Here is a 19,434-nt window from a genome sequence, read left to right on the forward strand (position 1 = left end):
CCTGAACAAGCACTGGCGCCGGGATGACGGGATGCCGGTGGACTTCGGGGCGAACTACGCGACTATGCGTAGCGGGTGTTCCAGGAGGTCCTTCAGCTGCTGGAGGAACTTGGCGGCCACGGCGCCGTCGATGGCGCGGTGGTCGGCGGACATGGTGATGCGCAGGATCTTTCGTGCGACCACCGCGTCTCCGTCGAGGCGCAGCTCGTCCTGGGCGGCGCCGACGGCGAGGATCGCGGATTCGGGCGGGTTGATGACGGCGGTGAACTGCTCTACGCCGAACATGCCCAGATTCGAGATCGTGAAGGTGCCGCCGGACATCTCCTCGGCGCGCAGCTTGCGATCGCGCGCCCGCCCGGCCAGCTCCCGCGCCTCGGCGCCGATCTCGGAGACGCTCTTGCGATCGGCATCGCGGATCACCGGCACCAGCAGCCCGGCGGGCGTGGCGACGGCGATGCCGAGGTGGATTCCGTTGCGCCGCAACAGCTTGTCCCCGGCGAAGGACACGTTGACCGCCGGGTCCGCGCGCAGCGTCGACGCCACGGCCTTGACCAGCAGATCGTTGACGCTGACCTTGCCCTTCCCGGCCGCCTCCAGCGTCGCGTTGACATCCGCGCGGAAGGCCAGCAGGTCGGTGACGTCGATCGCGCTGGTCAGGTAGATGTGCGGCGCCTGCTGCATGCTCTGGGCGAGCCGAGTCGCCGACACCTGCTGAATCCTGCTCAGCGGCACCTCGTCGTAGTCTCCGGAGGGGAGGGGCGCGGATCCGCCGGTGCCCGCGCCGACCCCGTCATACCCGTCGCCCGAGGTGCCGGGGTCGAGTGCCGCGCCGGATCCGCCCGCCGCGAAACCGCCAGTGCGATGGGCAGATTCGACATCTTGCCGGGTGATCCGCCCGCCGGGCCCGGTGCCGGTGACGGCCGCGAGGTCGACGCCGAGTTCCCTGGCGACCTTGCGGGCCAGCGGCGACGACTTCGGCCGTCCGGCGGCGGCAGTGGCCGCAGCCGGGCTGTCCTGGCCTGTCGTCGAGTTGCCCTCTGCGCCGGAGCTTCCAGAACCCGCCGCGCCGGTGCTGCCGGACGTGGCCGAGCCTGACCCGGGGTTTCCGGCCGGTGCGCTCGTCGCCGACACTGCCCCGCTACCGTCGCCGACGATCGCGATAGGTTCGCCGATCGGCACCCGGGCGCCCGCGTCGGCGAGGATCTGCTCCAGCACCCCGTCGTCGTAGGCCTCCAGTTCCATGAGGGCCTTGTCGGTTTCGATCTCGGCCAGCACCTCGCCGCGGGCGACCGGATCGCCCACCTGCTTGAGCCAGGAGGCGATGACGCCGTCCTCCATGGTGTCGGACAGGCGGGGCATGGTGATTTCAGGCAAGGGAGGCGTCCTTCGCGTTCGACGTCCGGCGGCCCACGGCCGCAAGGGTTTCCACCGCGGCGGTGTACAGCGAATCCGCCGATGGCAGCGCGAGCCGCTCCAGCGGCTTCGCATAGGGCAGCGGCACCTCGGCCATGGCCACGCGCCGCACGGGCGCGTCGAGGTAGTCGAAGGCGCCGTCGGAGATGGACGCGGCCACCTCGGCGCCGATGCCGTAGGTGAGCCAGTCGTCCTCGCCGATCACGGCGCAGCCGGTCTTGCGCACCGACGCGACGAGGGTGTCGCGGTCCAGCGGCCGCAGACTGCGCAGATCTATCACCTCCGCCGAGATCCCTTCCCCGGCAAGCCGTTCGGCGACCTGGGTGGCGACCGTCGCCATGCGCGAGTAGCCGATGATCGTGATGTCGGCGCCCTCCCGCGTCACGGCGGCCTTCCCGATCTGCACGTCGGGAATCTCCTCGGGCACTTCGCCTTTGGTGTTGTAGAGCGACAGGTTCTCGAGGAACAGCACCGGATCGTTGTCCGCGATCGCGGCCCGCAGCAGTGCCCGCGCGTCGGCGGGGGTGCTCGGCGCGACCACCTTCAGCCCGGGCACGAACGCGTAGTAGAGCTCGATGTTCTGCGAATGCGTCGCACCCAGCTGCTGGCCGCCGCCGCCCGGGGTTCGGATGACCATCGGCACACTGGTCTGTCCGCCGAACATGCCGTAGATCTTGGCGGCGTGGTTGACGATCTGGTCGAGCGCCAGCAGCGAGAAGTTGATCGTCATGATCTCCACGACCGGGCGCAACCCGAGCATGGCCGCGCCGATGGCGGCGCCGACGAAACCCTCCTCGGCGATCGGGGTGTCGCGGACCCGCTTCTCCCCGAATTCGGCGAGCAGCCCGGCGGTGATCTTGTAGGAGCCTTCGAAGATGCCGATCTCCTCCCCGATGAGGAGGATGTCGTCGTCGCGCTGCATCTCCCTGCGCAGGGTGTCGCGCAGCGCTTCGCGATAGGTCATGACAGGCACGGTGATGTCCTCTTTCAGGCGTCCGCGGGGAACAGCGGATCGGCGGGCAGGCGGCGGGAGTCACCCGGAACCGGTGTGGCGTAGGTGTAGTCGAACAGGCTCGACGGCTCCGGGTGCGGGCTGGCGTCGGCGAACGCGACCGCCGCCTCGACGCCCTCGCGCACCTCGGCCTCGAAGGCGACCGGATCCTGCTCCGACAGCACCCCGGCCGCGATCAGCTCGGCCTGGAAACTCGCGATCGGATCGTTCTCGCGGGCGGTCGAAACATCCTCGGCGGAACGGTATTTCGCCGGATCGACCACCGAGTGCCCCTTGAGCCGGTAGCTGACCGCCTCCAGCAGCGCCGGTTTGCCCTCGCGCCGTGCGCCTTCCAGCAGTTCGGCCGCGATATCGCGCACGGCCAGCACATCGGTGCCGTCGACGCGTTCGCCGCGCATCCGATAGGACTCGGCGCGCTTGTACAGGTCGGGCTCGGCCGACGACCGCTCGACCGTGGTGCCCATACCGGTCTGGTTGTTGATCACCAGGAAGACGATCGGCAGCCGCCACAGCGCGGCGATGTTCAGCGACTCGTGGAAGGCGCCGATATTCGTGGTGCCGTCGCCCATCTGGCATACCACGACATCGTCGCCGCCGCGGTAGTCGATGGCGAGCGCGGCGCCGACGGCGAGCGGAACCTGGCCGCCCACAATGGCATAGCCGCCCAGCAGCCGGGTCGCGGTGTCGTACATGTGCATCGACCCGCCCCAGCCCTTGGACGTGCCGGTGGAGCGGCCGTACAGCTCGGCCATCACCCGGCCGGGCTCGATGCCCTTGGCGAGGGCGTAGCCATGCTCGCGGTAGTTGGTGAACAGGTAGTCGGTGGGCCGCATGGCGGCGGCCATGCCCACCACCGTGGCCTCCTCGCCGAGATTGAGGTGGCAGTAGCCGCCGATCTTGGCCTGCTGGTAGCTCTGCGCGGTGCGCTCCTCGAAGCGCCGCACGAACAGCATGTCCCGATAGAGGCCGCGCAGGATCTCCGGATTCTCGGCGGCGAAACGGTTGGCGCCCTTCGTGTTCGGCTTGGGTTTGGCGGCCGATTTGCGGGTGGCCTTGCGCGGGGCAGTGGTCGTGGTCACGGGTGGGACCTCCTCAACGCTTGCGCGGCGCGATGTGCACCGGCAGGCCGAGCCCGGTCAGGGCGGCCTCCATGCCGATCTCGCCGAGGGTGGGGTGGGCGTGGATGGTGTCGGCGAGCTCGTCCAGCGTCGCCTCCAGCGAAATCGCCAGGGCGCCTTCGGTGATCAGATCGCTGGCCGAGGGACCGATGATGTGCACGCCGAGCACTTCCTGATGCCGTTGCCCGGCAACGATCTTCATGAAGCCCTCGGTATCGCCGAAGGTCTTGGGCCGCCCGAGCGCGGCGAACGGGAACTTCGCGGAGATCACCTCGTGCCCGGCGGCGCGCGCCTGCTCCTCGGTGAGCCCGACGCTCGCGATCTCCGGGTGGGTGAAGGTGGCGGCGGGGATCACCGTGTAGTCGATGTGGGCCTCGTGCCCGGCGATCACGTCGGCGGCGGTCAGGCCCTGATGGGAGGCGACGTGCGCGAGCAGCGCCCGGCCGGTGACGTCGCCGATGGCGTAGACGTGCTCGACGCCGGTGCGCAGCTGGTCGTCCACCTCGATGAAACCCCGTGCGTCCGTGGTGATCCCGGCGACGTCCAAGCCGAGTTCGGCGGTGTTGGGGCGGCGTCCCACACCGACCAGCACCACGTCGGCGTCGAGTTCGCGCGCCTTCGGGCCGCCGACGGTGACCCGCAGGGCATCCCCCCGCGCGATCGACTCGACCGTCGACCCCGTGAGCACGGAGATGCCGCGCTTGCCGAACGACCGGCCGAGCGCCACGCCGATATCCCCGTCCTCCAGGGGAACCAGGCGATCCTGCAGCTCGACTATCGTCACCTCGCTGCCGAAAGTGGCGAACAGACTGGCCCATTCGGCCCCGACCGCGCTCCCGCCGACGACCACCAGCCGCCGCGGCACCTCGGTCAGCCCGAAGGCGCCGTCGGAGGTGATCGCGCCGGGCAGATCCGCGCCCGGAACCGGCAGCCGCGCCGGCACCGAGCCGGTCGCCACGATCACGTCCCGCGCGTCGATCCGCCGGACCGGGGTGGTAGGCGCGGCGGCATAGCGCGGGCCGCCGGGGAAGATCGGCGAGGCGCCCACCTCGTGCACCTCGACGGTGGTGGGCCCGGTGAAGCGGGCGTGACCCTCGATGACGGTGACCCCGTTCGCCTTCAGCAGGCCCGCGACGCCGTCGGTCAGCTCCTTGACGATGCCGTCCTTGCGCTGCCGCACGGCGGCGAAGTCGAACCGCACGTTGTCGGCCAGGACGCCGAAATCGGCTGCGGCGGAGACGGCCTGGAAGACCTCCGCGGAGCGCAGCATGGCCTTGGTCGGGATGCAGCCCCAGTTCAGGCAGACCCCGCCCGGCCGCTCCTTCTCGACCAGTCCCACAGACAGTCCGCGCTGTGCCGCGCGGATGGCGGCGACGTACCCACCCGGGCCGCCGCCCACGACCAATAGATCGAATTCCGGCACTCGTGGTGCTCCTCGTGTCGACGATTACGACCCCGCCCCGGTTGTGGCGTGAGTCATCCCGCACGAGTCTTGTCGCCACGAAGTGCACAAACAATGATCCGAAAGCCCAGGAATCACGGTCACAAAATGGGCGCTGCGCCCAGAGAGTTTCGCGATTCCCGGCGGGGGAGTGATCTTCGGGCGTACAACGGAACAGTGACGTCTTCACGATGTTCGGCCGCGCTACCGAGTGTTCTGGTGACTGTGGTGGCTGCCGCCGCGATGGTGGTCCTGTCGGTGCGACCCGCCGCGGCGGACCCCGCGCGCGTGGTCGGCGAGGAGTCCCTGGGCAGCTCGGTCTCGCGGGTGGACGTGTATTCGCCCTCGATGAACCGGGTGGTGAGCAACCGGGTGATCCGGGCCGTCGACGGCCCCGCGCCCACCCTCTATCTGCTCACCGGCATCGGCGGCGGACTCGACGGGATCTCCTGGTGGGACGACACCGATGTCCGGGAGTTCTTCGCCGACAAGCACATCAATGTCGTGATGCCGATCGGCGGGGCGTACAGCATGTACACCGACTGGCTGGCCGACGACCCCGTGGTCGGCCGGGGCCGGTGGCAGACCTTCCTCACCCAGGAACTCCCCGCCGTCCTCGACGGGCATCTGGGCACCACCGGGAGCAACGCGATCGCCGGGGTGTCGATGAGCGGTGGGTCCGCGGTCGATCTCGCCATTCAGGCGCCGGGACGGTACCGCGCCGTCGCGTCCTACAGCGGATGTCCCTGGTCGGCCGACCCCGCCGGAATCGGCCTGGTCACCGCGCAATTGGTACGCGGTGGCGCCAATCCCGCCAATATGTGGGGTCTTCCGGGCGCCGGAGCCTGGCAGGCACACGACGCCTTCCGGCACGCGGGCGCGCTCGGCGGTAAGACCGTCTACCTGTCGGCGGCCACCGGCACGCCGGGCGCGATCGACCAGGGCGGCCTTCCGTTCCCGCCGGTCGAGGCGATCGCGAGCACCTGCACCGCGGCCTTCGCGGGCAGGCTCGCCGAAATCGGTGTTCCCGCCATCCATGTGAACCGCCCGGAGGGCTCCCACACCTGGGGCCAGTTCGAGGCCGACCTGCACGACTCCTGGCCGCACCTGGCCGCCGCCCTCGGCGCCTGACCCGCCCTCGTCACCTCACTCGCCCGGGCGGCAGCGTGCCTCGGTGTCGTGAGTGTCTCACCGCCCTGCGACGGCGATATCGGGGTCCTGTGAAATCCCGGCCAGGGTCAGCCGATTGTCGGTGCGACGGAGGAAGTCGAGGAGTATGTCCGCGATCGCGGGCATATCGACGAAGGCCACGTGTGAACCACCCGGTATCTCGGCGAATTCGGCGTCGGGCATCGATGCCGCGGCGGCGCGGAGGTCGGCGGGCGGAAACAGCGAATCCTGCTGGCCCGCAACGACCAATGCCGGTAGGCGGATGCGCTCCAGTTCCGCGGTGTGCGATCGGTGGGCCCAGCTCCGGCACGCGGCCGCGTGTCCGACGCGGCCGTCGTAGGGCCGGGGCCCGCCCATCATCGAATCGGCGATGCTCAGATAGTCGCGCTCGGTAGCCTTCCAGTCCCCGACGGGGCGAACGAGGTCCAGACCGAGCAGCCGCCGCATCGCGGGCGGCACCGGCTCCATCGAGTGCACCTCGAACAGCGTATCCATGAAGGCCTGCCCGAACTGGGACATGTCGCCGATACCGGCGATGAAAGTCGCCGAGAGGAAAGCCTCGGGGCGCGCGAGAACCGCTGTCTGAGCGATCATTCCCCCCATCGAGGTGCCGACGACATGGCACGGTTCCAGCCGCAGCGCGTCGACCACGGCGAACATGTCGTCGGTGAGCTGACCGATGGTGTACGGCGCGTCGGTGACCTCCGACGGCGGCATACCCCGATGGTCGTAGGTCACCACCTGATACCCGGCCTCGACCAGTGCCGGTACGGTCACGGGGTGCCAGGCGGCGGCGCGATTCGATCCCGACACCAGCAGCACCGACGGGCCCTCGCCCGCGATCGTGCACACCAGCTCGGCTCCGTCACCGGCTTCGACCGTGGCATTGCGTTTTCGGAGAATCGAACTCATCGAGATCCTTTCTGTCGCAAACATGGGAATGCAACTACGCGCTCCGAAGTATGCACATATTCGTGCATCCTGACCAAAACGTAAGTCACGCACATTCATTCGTAAGAACACTTGCACGGACACCGCCACCGGTGACCCGCGGCGCCGAGTTCGGAATTCCCCGCTCAGCGGCTCAATTCGAGGGAGGCGAGGGCGAGGGAGAGTTCCACGTAGGAACGCTGGCCCTCCAGGGGGCGGCCGAGGAGGGTGGAAATCCGCTGCAGGCGGTTGATGACGGTATTGCGGTGGCAGTGCAGGAGCGGGGCGGCGTTGGCGGCCGAGCAGTTCTCGGCGAGCCAGGCGGCGAGGGTGCGCAGCAGGATGTCGCGTTCTTTCTCCGGGAGGTCCAGCACCGGGCCGAGGGCGCGGCGCAGCAGCAGGTCGGTGAGATCGGGGGAGCGCGCCAGCAGCGCCTCCGGGTAACGCTCGTCCAGTGACGCCAAACCCGTTGTGCCGGTGGGCAATGTCTCCAGGGCAACGAGGGCCAGTGCGTGGGCCGAATCCACCTGTGCCAGACCGGGTACGGCGGGGGAGGCCCCGGCCCGGCCGCGGACCAGGGGCCGCAGGTGGTGCAGCACCACATCGCTGTCGCGGCGTTCCAGCGAGACCAGGCCGATCGTGGTGTCCACCCGGTCGTGCCAGACCGAGCGAATTCCCAACGCGGACAAGGTTGTTTCGGCCCCGGCCCGTAGCGGCCGGTCGTCCCCGCGCGCCGCCACCACCAGGTACGCGCCCTGCGGCGGAAGCTCGAGCTCGCGTGCGGCCCGCGCGGCGAATCCGGCGTCGTGCGCCCGCCCCGCCAGCAGGTCCTCGATCAGCGCGTGCCGTCTGCGCTCGTCGCGGCGCACCTGCTCGAGTTCGGTGTTGCGATAGGAGGTGACCAGTGCCGAGGACAGTCCGTCGATCACGGCCCACATCGCGGTTCCGGCCTCCCGGATCTCCTGCGGTCCCACATTGTCGGCCCGATCCAGTAGCGCCTCCCACACGATCCCGCCGCCCAGCCGGAAGGTCCGCAGCATCGCCTCCAGCGGAACTCCCTGCTCGGCCCGGTGCTTGCCGATCGACGCCGCCACGTCGTCGCGCTCCGGATCGCTCGCCTCCCCGCCCAGCAACTCCAGGATCCGGGTCAGGTACCGGCGGCAGCCGTCGCGCAGATCGGCCCGGGGCACCGAGGTGTAATCGGTCCATTCGGGGTTGTCGGTGAAAATTGCCGAGATCAACCGCCTGGTCAGCACGGTGATATCGGCCCGGCACGCAGCCGCCAGCGTCCGGATCCCCGGAGTGGAGAGGGGTGGATGCGGCGCTGCCATGACGATCCACGCTACCGCGAATGTGCGCCCGCGCGATCGGCGGGCCGCGGTGCCCGGCGGAACGGTCGGCGGGCGCCGGGCGCATCCGGCGCCAGCGCGCCGCCGGTGATCTCCGGCTCCGGACGGCAATTGCCAAGTATTCTCCACCTGCTCCGGGCACGAAAGTGCTTACATCGCTGGATATTCGGAGTAATTTCCGGCATCGGCGGGTTTAGCCGCCGGGGGAGCGGGATATACCAGGCGAGTATCGAAATGCCGGATTTCGGTTGCTGCCCTGATCAGACGGGCGGTCCGGTGTTTCACGATTATCGCCGACGGACGACCGACCGGCGCTGGCGCCCCCGCGGGTGTGCCGACCTCGGTGAGGAGGTGAGGCGGCATGGGCGAGGACCACGATGTACCACCGCTGGGATGCGTCGGGGGAGTCAGTGAATGCCGTTGCAATACAGCGATTTTCGCCGGTATCGCGGATCAGCTGGTGCGACAGCTCTTCGACGTCGGCCTGCGGCTGGACACCATCGGTGCGATCTTCGACGAGGACGAGACGTCGACAACACAGCTCGACAAGACGCGTTCGGCGCTCACCGACATCCTGGCGGGCCTCGACCACATGATTCGCGACACCGGCCTGGCGATGCTGTCGGTCACCGCCTCGTTGCCGGAGGCCGAACTCCAGCGGCGCCGGCGCTGACCGTCGCATCGGCCTAATTGAGCAGGTGGGTCACACGTTCGCTCATCGCGCCCCGCCATGCCGCCAGCCAATCCATGGTAGGCGGATCGGCGCCCGGTGTCGCCAGCGAATTCCACGGAGTTCGCGAGACGCCGGATGCCCACTGGTCCGTCGTGGCCGCCGCGGCGATCTCCCGGCGGGCGTCCCGCAGCAACTGGTACCGATCGGGATTGGCCAAGAGGTCGTCCACCGAGCCCAGCACCTGGGTGGCGTGGCGGTTTCCGATCGCCTGCAGCATGCGTCCGGCCCCGTCGCGGCCGCCGACATCGGCCAGCATTCCGGTGGCGGCCGCGGTATCTCCGTCGGCCAGCTGCTGCAGCTGTTTGATCTTCGCCGCCGTCGGATCGGCCATGTAGTCGTTGATGAAAGCATGCTGCCGTCCGGTGTACGCGCCGCCGTCGAGTGTCACTCCGCCCGGGTTCGCGCGCTGGAATCGGAACGCGGCGGCCTGCAGCGTCGCCATATCGGCCGCGGCCTCCTCGCCACTGCCCGTGCCGCGGACCAGATTGTTCGCCGATTCCTGCGCGCGCTTGGCGGCCGCGACGACATGGCCCAGATGCTTGTCGGCCAGCGTTTCGTCGTCCGCGTTCGAATTCACGATCTCCCAGGACCGCACCGAATGCTGCATGATGTTCCGGTCGGTGAATCCGATGGAGGAGAGCATCGCCCACGCGTCGTTGGTGCTGCCGCCGAAATCCTCCAGGCTCTGCAGCGCCGCGGCCGCGCCGCGGAAGGTGTTGACGCCGCCGTTCTGCCTCGCCGCCTGGCGGGCGCCGCGCTCGTATTGGTTCCACTTCATATACGACCGGGCGTAGGTGCCGTTCGGGCCGCCGACACCGGGTGCACCCCAGAAGCCCCACTGGCCCCGCTGCGCGTTCCGCTCGCTGCGTGCGTTCGGCCGCAGCGGTGAACGCGTTCCGCCCCACAGCCATTCGGTCACCGGCGAGTTGTTGACGGTGCTGATGGCGGCCAGTGCGGGCAGCAGGCTCGAGTTCATCGAATGGCCGACACCGGCGGTTCCCATGCCGATCGCCGTCCCACCGGTCGAGCCCGAGCCGCGGGCGCCGTTGCCCTGCGCCGCCAGCGCGAATCTATTGGCGATCCACTCGTTGCCGCGGTCCAGACTCGCGCTGAGCCGTCGGAGCTGCAGGATCGCGACGATCTCCACGAGCGCGCCGATCATGAACACCACCATCACCTGGTCGCCCGCGAGTTGGAACAGGTTGCCCAGGATCAGCACGTAGACACCGAGAAAGATGGTGAAGGCCGTCATGCGCGCCGCGGCGACCACACCGTCGACGACATTGCGAATCAGAAAGGTCTGGGTGGGCCCGTAGACGAATCCGCCTGCGGCGAAACCGAAGATGGACATCAGCCCGTGATAGATGGTGTCCAGCGCCGCCCGCATGACCTTGATGGCCAGTACCGCGCCGAAGGCGAGCAGGATCGTCGCGGACACCAGCAGCAACAGCCCCGTTCCGATCTGCTCGAAGTTGGGATTGTTCATCGACTCCTCGGCGACGACGTCGCCGCAGCCGGCGATGCCGCGCTTCACGCGTTGCTCGCTGGCGGCCTCGATCCCCGCCGACCATGCCGCCCGGCAGGCGGGCTGGTTGTCGATCACATGGCCGAAGTTCCACACCTGTAACGGCTTTCGCGCGAAATTGTCGGTCAGCGTGGCCTGCATCGTGGCTACCGTTCCGGCGGGTTCGGAGCTGTCGTTCCCGTTCAGTCCGGCGGCCACCGCAATGCCGAGATCGCGGCCCTTGGCGAGCCAGCCGTGCGGTGACAGCACCTCCGCCAGCGGCTCGGCGAGCATGACCGTACCCAGCACGGCCACGATCAGCATGGTCATCACCTGCGTGGTGGCCTTGCTGTAGAAGCCGCGGGCGACGAACCACGCCACGAAGAACGCGCCGATCGACGCGGCGGTGACCAGCATCAGGGGCGTGGCGATCTGCCCGGTCAGGCTGTGCGCCACACCGAGCAGCGGTTTCGCGACGATGTTCAGCCATTCGAAGCTGAGTGCGTAGCCGATCAGCCAGATCGCGGTGACCACAATGATTTTCCAGCCCGCGAACTCCAGGCCCAGCACCATGGCGATCGCGGTGTCACCCGGCTCGAGCACGCTGCCGTGGTCGGTGGCGAGCAGGTAGCGCGCGGCCTCGATCCCCGACGAGTCGGCGACGTGCGTCCAGCCCAGAGCGCTGCCCACCGAGGAACCCGCTGTGCGAGAACTGGTCTCGGCGCTGGCGGTCTCGGCGGTAGCCGCGGCGCCCAGCAGGCCGGGGCAGAGGAACAGGATGACGAAGCCGACCAGCAGCCCGGCCGCCCACTGCCGTCGCCGGGAGGCGAGCACCCGAGCCCGGAGGTTCCGGCACTGCTCGGGAACCGGCCACGGCGCCGGAGTGCTGATCTTCCAGTTGTACACCGCCACAACCTGATTCGTTTCCATTCCAGCGCACGGACGCGCACGGCTAGGGGATATCGGAGCGGAAAACCTCGGGGCTGCTCGACAGTCCCCGGAAACGCGATGCAAACGTTAACGTCGGGGTGTGAACGAACATCGTCCGCGCAATGAACAGCGGATTGTGAAAAGGCCGGAGCGCGTTGGTAATTCGTCGCCATCGCGACCGTCGGCGTTCACCTGGTGTTCGCTGTGCTCACCGGGTCGGCGACGACGCAGTGAGACCGTTCACCGCAGGGCCAGCGCCAGGAAGAAGTCCACGCGGTCCTCGAGCCGGGAAAGGTCGCGGCCGGTCAGCTCCTCGATGCGAGCGATGCGGTAGCGCAGGGTATTGACGTGCACGTGCAGCATCTCCGCGCTGCGGGCCCACGAGCCCGAGGCCTGCAGGAAGGTCTCCAGCGTATGCACGAGATCGGAGCTGTTGTTCTGGTCGTAGGTGGTCAGCGGGTCCAGCAGGCGGAGCCGGAACATCCGCCGGACCTCGTCGGGCACGCTGGCCAGCAGCATCATATGGGTGGCCAGTTCGTCGTGGCCGACCGCGCACGCGGGGCGATGGCGGTCGGCGGCGACCCGCCGGGCGTGCCGCGCCTCGTCGACCGCGCCGCGCAGGGACTCGCTGTCGACCACGCCGCTGACACCGATCGACAGCCGGACGCCGCCCAGCCCCGGTTCCAGGGTGTCCAGAGCGGCCTGGATGAGGTCGAAGACGGATCGGTCGGTCGGGATCAGCGCGATCGCCTCCCCGTCCGCTACCCCCGCGGCCGGTGTTGTGCCATAGAGGATTTCGCGAAGCAACGCGCGTAATTCCCTGGGCCGCAGCCCATCTTCGGCGGCCGCGGCGACCGCGACATATCCCGCGGCCGAGCCGAGCCCGGTCAGCTCCAGGCGTGAAATGATGTCCGCCGGTTTGGCATCGGAGACGATCAGCTGGATCAGCTCCTCGGCGAGGCGGCCCTCGGCACTCTGCCGATCGTCCTGCCGGGCACGCTCCAGCGAGCAGACGGCGGCCAGCTCGCCGGTCAGGGCGCGGCGCTCCTCGGTCCAGTCGGCGCAGTCGCCGTCGAAGACCAGCAGCCAGTCGGCGGCGCGCGAGGTGCCGAGTTCATCGACGGCGAACAGGGAGTACGGCCGCCCCTCCGAGGCGAACACGCAGGGCAGCCGCCGGGCGCCGAGGAACGCGGTGACGGCCTGCGCGGGCGGTGGCTCGGCGGGCCCGGAGACGACGCGCCCGGTCGACGACATCACCCAGCAGCGCATGCCGAGGTCGCGTTCGATCAGCTCGAGGACCGAGCCGAGCCCGGTCCCCGCCACCAGCTGCCGGTGCCGATCCAGGATCGCCGACAGGTCCGCCGCCCGCCCGGTCGACAGATCGCGCGTGATCCGCTCGGTGACGGTCTCGAACGCCACGTGCTCGAGCACCCGGAACAGCGGGATCCGATGGCGGCGGCAGGCCTCCACGACGTCGGCGGGCGGCTCGCCGAAGCGGGCATCGCCCGTGGCCAGCGCCGCGACCTTGGCCCGGGCCAGCGCCGCGACGAACGTCTCGCTGTCCTCGGGCCGGGTCCGCCACTGCATGCCGGTGAGCACCAGCTCGCCACCGGAGAGGTAGCGGCTGGGATCGAGCAGGTCCTGGGTGACGACCCAGCGCACGAACCGATCGAGCTCCTCTTCCCCGGTGACGAGCTCCAGTCCCAGGTCCGTCATGGTGAGCAGGGCACGAAGACGCATGATGCCCGACGCTAACAGCCCGCGGTCCCGGTCGTGGGCGACTCGAGCCGGGGCCGCGCGGGCAATATCACGGTCATGTGGGCAACTCCGCGGTCACCCGGGGAAACGCCGCCGTCATGCGGTTTGGAGATAAACACAAACTCTGCCGTGTGAACTGGCGCACAGTTCGTCGGTCCGGTCGTGGCCGCGAGGGCCTCCGCGCGGGTGTACTCGTGACACACCGAATCATGCCGACGGAGGTCAGATGGTGCAGCAGGTGCCCGTGTGCACTCCTGCGGGAGGCGGGGCGGAGTGACGATGGAATTCCCGGCAGCGGCCGGACAGGTGCGCGGCCGTCCGGTGCGGACGGCCGCCGATCCGAGGGCGGTGGACCGATGACCAAGCTGGTCATAGACAACGCCTACATCGCGCCGGTCGTCGGCGACGAGATCGCCGGCGGGCACCTCACCGCCGAGGACGGCCGGATCACCGGGGTCGGCGCGGGCCCGGCGCCGGTGGTCGAAGGCGCCGAACGGATCGACGGGACCGGCTGCCTGGTCACGCCGGGACTCGTCAACACCCACCACCACCTCTACCAGTGGGCCACCCAGGGCCTGCATCAGGATTCGACGCTGTTCGAATGGCTGACCGGGCTGTACCGCACCTGGGCGCGGCTCGACGCCCAGGTCACCTACGGTGCGGCCGCCGCGGGCCTGGCCTGGCTGGCGCTGAGCGGCACCACCACCTCCGCCGACCACCACTACATATTCCCGAATGGCCGCGGCGATCTGTTCGAGGCCGAGGTCCGCGCCGCCGCCGAGGTGGGGTTGCGGTTCCATCCGTGCCGCGGATCGATGGACCTCGGGCAGTCCGACGGCGGCCTGCCGCCCGACGCGGTGGTCGAGAAGACCGAAGAAATCCTCACCGGGACAGCCGAGACCATCGATCGATACCACGATCCGTCCTTCGATTCGATGCTGCGCGTGGCCGTGGCGCCGTGCTCACCGTTCTCGGTCAGCGAGACGCTGATGCGCGAATCGGCCGCCCTGGCCCGCGACAAGGGCGTGCGCCTGCACACCCACCTCGCCGAAACCCTGGACGAGGAGGAGTACTGCCGCGAGCAGCTGGGTTGCACCCCGGTCGAATACATGGAGAAGCTGGACTGGCTCGGCGCCGACGTGTGGTTCGCGCACGCGGTGCACCTGCACGACAGCGATATTCGGCGCTTCGCCGAGACCGGCAGCGGCTCGGCGCACTGCCCGAGCTCCAACGCCCGCCTCGGCGCCGGTATCGCGCGGGTTCGCGATCTGGTCGCCGCCGGTGCGCCGGTCGGCCTGGGTGTGGACGGCGCGGCGTCCAGCGAACTGACCTCGATGGCCGGTGAGATGCGCCAGGCCATGCTGTTTCAGCGCGCGAGGTACGGGCCGACGGCGCTCTCCGCCCGCCGGGCCCTCGAGCTCGGCACGCTCGGCGGTGCCCGGAACCTGGGTCGCCACACCGAGATCGGCAGTCTCGAGCCCGGCAAGATCGCGGATATCGCGGTGTGGCGGGTCGACGGCTTCCGCGCCGCCGTCGCCGATCCGGTCTGCGCGCTGGTGTTCGGCCCCCCGCCGCCGCTGGCGCGGCTGCTGGTGGGCGGGCGCACCGTTGTGGAAAACGACGAACTGCGCACGGTGGCACAGGACGCGCTCGCGCGTGCCGGGGCCGAGGCTCGTCAGCGGCTGCTGCAGGGGGAGGGGCAGTGCTGACCTCCATGGCCGGTGAGCTGCTCGCGGGGCACGTCGACGTACTCGATGAGGGGTTCGTCGACCTGACCCGCGAGCGCCCCGAGGTCATGCGGGAATTCAGGTTGTCGACGGAAAGGCACTCGTTCACGGACCATCTCACCGATCCGCGCGCACCATACGGGCCGCGCGGTGCCGGAGAGCCGTCGCCGCTCTCCTCCACCCCAGCCCGCGTCGGCGCGATACGCGACGCCTGCCGGGCCGTCGGCCGTTCCGGAGACACCGCGCGTGTGCCGGTCCGCCCGCCGAACATCATCGAAAGCTGTTGATCAACAGGAGGTTCCGGACCTCCGTTCCAGGCCCCCGGCCATACCGGGGCGGGATGACGGGAAGACCGGACCCCACAACCGCATGACCGAACCCCGGGTCCGCGTGACGGCACGGACCACGGGTCGGCTTTGCCCCGAGGAGGGCACACGCCATGACCCAAGTTGAAACCCGCACGATCCCCGCGGAATCCAGATCCGTCCTCGACCGGCTGTTCCGGATGCGCGAGCGTAAGACCACCGTCTCTCGCGAAATTCGCGGCGGCATCACGACTTTCGTCGCGATGGCCTACGTGATCCTGCTGGTCCCGCTGATTCTGGGCGGCGCCACCGATATCGACGGCACCCATCTGAGCATCGCTCAACTCACCACGGCCACAGCGTTTTCCGCGGGCCTGTCCACGGTGCTGATGGGACTGGTCGGCAACGTGCCGCTAGCGCTGGCCGCCGGGCTGGGCGTGGTGCCCGTGGTGGCGTTCCAGGCCGCGCCGCACATGACCTGGCCGCAGACCATGGGCCTGGTGGTCCTGATGGGCGTGGTCATCGTAATCCTGGCCGCGACCGGCCTGCGGACGATGATCATCAATGCCATCCCGCTGGCGCTGAAGAACGCGATCGGCGTCGGGATCGGCATGTTCATCGCGATGATCGGCCTGGTGTCGTCCGGGGTGGTCGGGCACGGTTCGCCGGACGGGCCGCCGGTGGGGCTCGGCCCCGACGGTCACCTGCAGGGGTGGCCGGTCGCGGTGTTCGGTTTCGGTCTGCTGTTGATGCTGGCGCTGTACATCCGCAAGGTCCCGGGTGCGATCCTGATCAGCATCGCGATCGCCACCGGCCTGGCCATCTTTATCAACGCGGTCGGCGATATCGAGCCGAAGTCGTGGGGCACGGTCGTCCCGGAGATGCCCGACAAGCTGTTCGCCGCACCGGATTTCGGGCTGATGATGCACATCGATCTGTTCGGCGGATTCGCCCGGGCCGGGGCGTTGACCGCGAGCGTGGTCCTGTTCACGCTGGTGCTCACCGGATTCTTCGACGCCATGGGCACGATCTTCGGTGTGTGCGACGAGGCGAAACTGCTGGATGAGAACGGCACCATGCCCGGACTGGGCCGGGTGTTGACCACCGACGGCGTCGCGCAGATCATCGGCGGGGCCTCCGGAGGTGCGGGCAGCACCGTCTACGTCGAGTCGGCGACGGGTGTCGGTGAGGGCGCCCGTACCGGACTGACCAGCGTGGTGACCGGCGGACTGTTCTGTCTCGCAATATTTTTCACCCCGATCGCCGGGGTGGTGCCGATCCAGGCGGCCGCGCCCGCGCTGGTGCTGGTGGGCGCGTTGATGATGACGCAGGCCCGCAAGATCGACTGGGGCGACCTGGAGGTCGCGGTCCCGGCCTTCCTGACCATCGTGGCGATGCCGTTCACCTATTCGATCACCAACGGGGTCGGGGCGGGCCTGATCGCCTACACCGTGGTCAAGGCCGCGCGCGGCAAATTCCGCGAGATCCATTGGCTGGTATGGGTGGTGAGCGTGGTGTTCGCCGGGTACTTCGCCATCTCCGGTATCGAAGTCCTGCTGGGCGGCTGATTCGGCTATTCCTCCAGGATCACCGGCCGGCAGTCCAGTCCGAAGTCGGTGGTCTCGCACTCCCAGACGATGGGACCGTGCACCAGGATCGCGCTCGGTTCCTGTTCCGGCGCACCCTCGGGGAGGTGGGCGAGTACGAACTTGCCCGCCGCCTCGGGATATTTGGCGATCAGGGCGTGGAATTCCGCGATCAGTACGCTGTGCCGTTCGGAGACGGAGGTGGAGTTCTGGGCGGGATGAGCCTGTGTCGGGTTGGGCATGTGCTCGCCTCCTCGGCGTACGGATCCCATGGATGGACCTGGCTCTCCTACTGTGCGGCCGCACGGCGCCGGGTTCGCGAGTAGTCGATTACCCTAATCTCGGGCTGTGACGACCGGTTTCGCGGCCGCGGCGGATCCGCGCCGGGCCCACCACAACGAGCGGGTCTGGGACCGGCCCGGAGAATTCGACCCGACGCGCTATCTCCCCGAGAACCTGCAGCCCGCCCAGAAGCACGCCTCCCTGCCGTTCGGCGCCGGAAAACAGTCCGCCACCTTCCGCGCTCCGCCGACGCCCTGCGCAGGGTAGCGACTCCCGTTCGGCCCCGGCCAGCAGCCGGTTCCGCGTCGAGCCCGGCGACTGGTGAGCGCAGAGGTCGGGTGCCTGTCTCGCCGACTGCCCCCGGATCGGGCGGCCCGGATCGCCGCCCGCAACTACCGTGGACACCATGACCGCTGTCGACTATCGGCACCTGCTCGTCGCGCGGGACGGCGATACCGTCCGCATCACCATGAATCGGCCGGATCGGCGCAACGCGCTGTCGGCCGAGCACCTGGGCGAACTACTGTCCGCGTTCCGAGAGGCCGGGCGCAGCGATGCCACCGGCATCGTGCTGGGCGCCAACGGCCCGGTGTTCTCCGCCGGGCACGATTTCGCCGATGTGTCGGCGCGCTTTCTGCTCGAGGTGCGCGAACTGCTGGCCCTGTGCACCGAACTGATGTCGACCATCGAGGCGGTGCCGCAGGTGGTGGTCGCGCGGGTGCACGGGCTGGCGACGGCCGCCGGGTGCCAGCTGGTGGCGTCCTGCGATCTCGCCGTGGCCGCGGAATCGGCGGAGTTCGCGCTGCCGGGCGGCAAGGGAGGCTGGTTCTGTCACACTCCGGCGGTGCCGGTGGCGCGCGCGATCGGCCGTAAACGGCTGATGGAGCTGGCGCTGACCGGCGACCCGGTCGACGCCCGGACCGCCGAACAGTGGGGCCTGGTCAACCACGCCGTCCCCGACGCGGACCTGGACACCGCGGTCGACGACCTGCTGGCCCGCGCCACCCGCGGGAGCCGCGCGAGCAAGGCCCTCGGCAAACGCACCCTCTACGCCCAGTTGGACCGTCCCGAGGCCGACGCCTACGCCATCGCCGTGGAGGTCATGGCCGCCGCCTCCCAATTGCCCGGCGCCCGCGAGGGAATGGCCGCATTCCTGGAGAAGCGCCCTCCGATCTGGCCGGACTGAGAGGCCGCGCAAGTAGGCCGTATCAGTGTCGGCGAGTTCTGTGCATGAGGAGCTCTACCGGCGTCAACGCCGGCTCGGTGTAGGCGGCGGTGCGCCCGATAATGGTCGCGCAGTGGGCATCTGGGGCGACCACTCACCGCTGGGGCGACCGCCCCGACCACCGCCCCTGAACGCTATCTGTCTGTTCGAAGTCACGCTCGCTCTGTGCCGATGGCCATCGGCCCTCCGGTACTGATGGACGTCGGCTATCGTCTGGCCATCAGAGTTGCTATCCGGCCGAGCGGTGCGTGATATCGCCGCGACCAGGTGGCCGCGTTGCTCGTGGAATCAGCCGAGGAATAGTTTCATTCCCTCATGTGTAGCCTTGAATCCGAGCCGCTCGTAGAAACGATGCGCGTCGGCACGAGCTTTGTTGGTATCGAGCTGAATTCGCGCGCAGCCCCGGGAGCGGGCCTCGTCGATGGCCCAATGCATCATGCGTTCGCCGATACGACGTCCACGCAGATGCGCAGCAACTCGAACGAACTCGATCTGAGCGATCTGCCCACCGCGCCACATCAGGTATGGGATGAACGACATCTGGAAGGTGCCCACGATCTTGTCGCCGAGTTGGGCGACTACCAGCAGCTCGCCCGGATCGGCGTCGATTCGCTCGAACGCCGTCAGATAATACGACGGCAACGGAGGCCCCACGTCGATCGGGATGTCGAGCATCGCGTCCTGTGTCATCAGCTGGAGGACATCGGGCAGGTCGTCGTGGCGAGCAGTTCTCATCAACAGCATGCAGTCGTCCATTTCCGCCAGCCTAGTTGTGTCAACTCCGAACACGCCCGTCCTCGGCTGCGCCGACGTGCTGTCGTGTCACGGCGGCTGTCCTGTGTTTCGGTGTCGTGCGTGGTTCATGCGGCTCGGCATCCGTGCCCGGCTGTCGGCTGCCAGGAGGAAGGGACCACTTCGGAGCCGTTTTTGCCATGAGCATGGGACCACCCC

Annotated in this window: 17 protein-coding genes; 7 read left to right on the top strand and 10 right to left on the bottom strand. The window is 69.0% G+C overall.

From position 1 onward, the window contains the following. Positions 1 to 54 precede the first annotated feature (54 nt). Genes ACYVLQ_RS06255 through lpdA form a run of 4 tightly spaced genes read right to left on the bottom strand, consistent with a single transcriptional unit; the run spans position 55 to position 4,966 of the window. Positions 55 to 1,374 carry a dihydrolipoamide acetyltransferase family protein gene (locus ACYVLQ_RS06255; RefSeq protein WP_460696403.1) on the bottom strand — a complete coding sequence of 440 codons (1,320 nt, stop codon included), beginning with the start codon at positions 1,372 to 1,374 and terminating at the stop codon, positions 55 to 57. Further along, positions 1,367 to 2,377, bottom strand: a complete 1,011-nt coding sequence (locus ACYVLQ_RS06260) for an alpha-ketoacid dehydrogenase subunit beta (protein ID WP_460696404.1) — start codon at positions 2,375 to 2,377, stop codon at positions 1,367 to 1,369. Before ACYVLQ_RS06260 ends, ACYVLQ_RS06255 begins: the two co-directional genes overlap by 8 nt. A 23-nt stretch (positions 2,378 to 2,400) precedes the next feature. After that, positions 2,401 to 3,504, bottom strand: coding sequence for a pyruvate dehydrogenase (acetyl-transferring) E1 component subunit alpha (pdhA, locus tag ACYVLQ_RS06265; protein ID WP_460696405.1), 1,104 nt, complete (start codon positions 3,502 to 3,504; stop codon positions 2,401 to 2,403). 13 nt (positions 3,505 to 3,517) lie between these two features. Next, positions 3,518 to 4,966, bottom strand: coding sequence for a dihydrolipoyl dehydrogenase (gene lpdA, locus ACYVLQ_RS06270; protein ID WP_460696406.1), 1,449 nt, complete (start codon positions 4,964 to 4,966; stop codon positions 3,518 to 3,520). Positions 4,967 to 5,227: 261 nt separating this feature from the next. Here lpdA and ACYVLQ_RS06275 point away from each other — a divergent pair, with 261 nt between their 5' ends. Further along, on the top strand, positions 5,228 to 6,115 hold the full coding sequence (locus tag ACYVLQ_RS06275; protein WP_460696434.1) for an alpha/beta hydrolase: 888 nt from the start codon (positions 5,228 to 5,230) through the stop codon (positions 6,113 to 6,115). A gap of 57 nt (positions 6,116 to 6,172) precedes the next feature. On the opposite strand, the gene ACYVLQ_RS06280 is transcribed toward ACYVLQ_RS06275, so the two are convergent. Further along, positions 6,173 to 7,066 (bottom strand): alpha/beta fold hydrolase, encoded by an 894-nt coding sequence (locus ACYVLQ_RS06280; protein ID WP_460696407.1) that lies wholly within the window; start codon positions 7,064 to 7,066, stop codon positions 6,173 to 6,175. 164 nt (positions 7,067 to 7,230) lie between these two features. Continuing rightward, positions 7,231 to 8,415 (bottom strand): PucR family transcriptional regulator, encoded by a 1,185-nt coding sequence (locus tag ACYVLQ_RS06285; RefSeq protein WP_460696408.1) that lies wholly within the window; start codon positions 8,413 to 8,415, stop codon positions 7,231 to 7,233. Positions 8,416 to 8,893: 478 nt separating this feature from the next. On the opposite strand from ACYVLQ_RS06285, the gene ACYVLQ_RS06290 reads away from it, so the two are divergent. Continuing rightward, positions 8,894 to 9,106 carry a hypothetical protein gene (locus ACYVLQ_RS06290; protein ID WP_460696409.1) on the top strand — a complete coding sequence of 71 codons (213 nt, stop codon included), beginning with the start codon at positions 8,894 to 8,896 and terminating at the stop codon, positions 9,104 to 9,106. 13 nt (positions 9,107 to 9,119) lie between these two features. Here the strand turns inward: ACYVLQ_RS06290 and ACYVLQ_RS06295 are convergent, their stop codons facing one another. Then, complete coding sequence (locus ACYVLQ_RS06295) at positions 9,120 to 11,600, bottom strand: hypothetical protein (RefSeq protein WP_460696410.1); 2,481 nt, start codon at positions 11,598 to 11,600, stop codon at positions 9,120 to 9,122. Positions 11,601 to 11,840: 240 nt separating this feature from the next. Then, entirely contained in the window at positions 11,841 to 13,340 is a 1,500-nt protein-coding gene (locus ACYVLQ_RS06300) for a PucR family transcriptional regulator (protein ID WP_460696411.1), read from the bottom strand. A 374-nt stretch (positions 13,341 to 13,714) separates the two neighbouring features. Between ACYVLQ_RS06300 and ACYVLQ_RS06305 the strand changes: the two genes are divergently transcribed. The 3 genes from ACYVLQ_RS06305 (at position 13,715) to ACYVLQ_RS06315 (ending at position 16,958) form a co-directional block, all read left to right on the top strand. After that, entirely contained in the window at positions 13,715 to 15,067 is a 1,353-nt protein-coding gene (locus tag ACYVLQ_RS06305) for an 8-oxoguanine deaminase (protein WP_460696412.1), read from the top strand. Continuing rightward, a complete protein-coding gene (locus ACYVLQ_RS06310; protein ID WP_460696413.1) occupies positions 15,061 to 15,372 on the top strand; it encodes a hypothetical protein in 312 nt (103 codons plus the stop codon). Before ACYVLQ_RS06305 ends, ACYVLQ_RS06310 begins: the two co-directional genes overlap by 7 nt. Before the next feature lie 152 nt (positions 15,373 to 15,524). Beyond that, the gene (locus ACYVLQ_RS06315; protein ID WP_460696414.1) at positions 15,525 to 16,958 is read left to right on the top strand and encodes an NCS2 family permease; all 1,434 of its coding nucleotides are present in this window, start codon (positions 15,525 to 15,527) and stop codon (positions 16,956 to 16,958) included. A gap of 5 nt (positions 16,959 to 16,963) precedes the next feature. Here the strand turns inward: ACYVLQ_RS06315 and ACYVLQ_RS06320 are convergent, their stop codons facing one another. Continuing rightward, positions 16,964 to 17,218, bottom strand: coding sequence for a hypothetical protein (locus ACYVLQ_RS06320; RefSeq protein WP_460696415.1), 255 nt, complete (start codon positions 17,216 to 17,218; stop codon positions 16,964 to 16,966). A 106-nt stretch (positions 17,219 to 17,324) separates the two neighbouring features. Here ACYVLQ_RS06320 and ACYVLQ_RS06325 point away from each other — a divergent pair, with 106 nt between their 5' ends. Both ACYVLQ_RS06325 and ACYVLQ_RS06330 read left to right on the top strand, forming a co-directional pair. Next, a complete protein-coding gene (locus tag ACYVLQ_RS06325) occupies positions 17,325 to 17,525 on the top strand; it encodes a cytochrome P450 (RefSeq protein ID WP_460696416.1) in 201 nt (66 codons plus the stop codon). Between the two features lie 139 nt (positions 17,526 to 17,664). Further along, positions 17,665 to 18,444, top strand: coding sequence for an enoyl-CoA hydratase-related protein (locus ACYVLQ_RS06330; RefSeq protein ID WP_460696417.1), 780 nt, complete (start codon positions 17,665 to 17,667; stop codon positions 18,442 to 18,444). Positions 18,445 to 18,771: 327 nt separating this feature from the next. Here the strand turns inward: ACYVLQ_RS06330 and ACYVLQ_RS06335 are convergent, their stop codons facing one another. Continuing rightward, entirely contained in the window at positions 18,772 to 19,239 is a 468-nt protein-coding gene (locus ACYVLQ_RS06335) for a GNAT family N-acetyltransferase (protein WP_460696418.1), read from the bottom strand. Positions 19,240 to 19,434 lie beyond the last annotated feature (195 nt).

It is taken from the genome of Nocardia thraciensis (genome assembly GCF_054782435.1).

Excerpts from the sequence above, each read along its gene's own strand:
- ACYVLQ_RS06260 (WP_460696404.1), bottom strand. The coding sequence starts at position 2,377 with ATGACCTATCGCGAAGCGCTGCGCGACACCCTGCGCAGGGAGATGCAG.
- ACYVLQ_RS06275 (WP_460696434.1), top strand. The coding sequence starts at position 5,228 with ATGGTGGTCCTGTCGGTGCGACCCGCCGCGGCGGACCCCGCGCGCGTG.
- ACYVLQ_RS06280 (WP_460696407.1), bottom strand. The coding sequence starts at position 7,066 with ATGAGTTCGATTCTCCGAAAACGCAATGCCACGGTCGAAGCCGGTGAC.
- ACYVLQ_RS06285 (WP_460696408.1), bottom strand. The coding sequence starts at position 8,415 with ATGGCAGCGCCGCATCCACCCCTCTCCACTCCGGGGATCCGGACGCTG.
- ACYVLQ_RS06295 (WP_460696410.1), bottom strand. The coding sequence starts at position 11,600 with ATGGAAACGAATCAGGTTGTGGCGGTGTACAACTGGAAGATCAGCACT.
- ACYVLQ_RS06300 (WP_460696411.1), bottom strand. The coding sequence starts at position 13,340 with ATGCGTCTTCGTGCCCTGCTCACCATGACGGACCTGGGACTGGAGCTC.
- ACYVLQ_RS06305 (WP_460696412.1), top strand. The coding sequence starts at position 13,715 with ATGACCAAGCTGGTCATAGACAACGCCTACATCGCGCCGGTCGTCGGC.
- ACYVLQ_RS06315 (WP_460696414.1), top strand. The coding sequence starts at position 15,525 with ATGACCCAAGTTGAAACCCGCACGATCCCCGCGGAATCCAGATCCGTC.
- ACYVLQ_RS06320 (WP_460696415.1), bottom strand. The coding sequence starts at position 17,218 with ATGCCCAACCCGACACAGGCTCATCCCGCCCAGAACTCCACCTCCGTC.
- ACYVLQ_RS06330 (WP_460696417.1), top strand. The coding sequence starts at position 17,665 with ATGACCGCTGTCGACTATCGGCACCTGCTCGTCGCGCGGGACGGCGAT.
- ACYVLQ_RS06335 (WP_460696418.1), bottom strand. The coding sequence starts at position 19,239 with ATGGACGACTGCATGCTGTTGATGAGAACTGCTCGCCACGACGACCTG.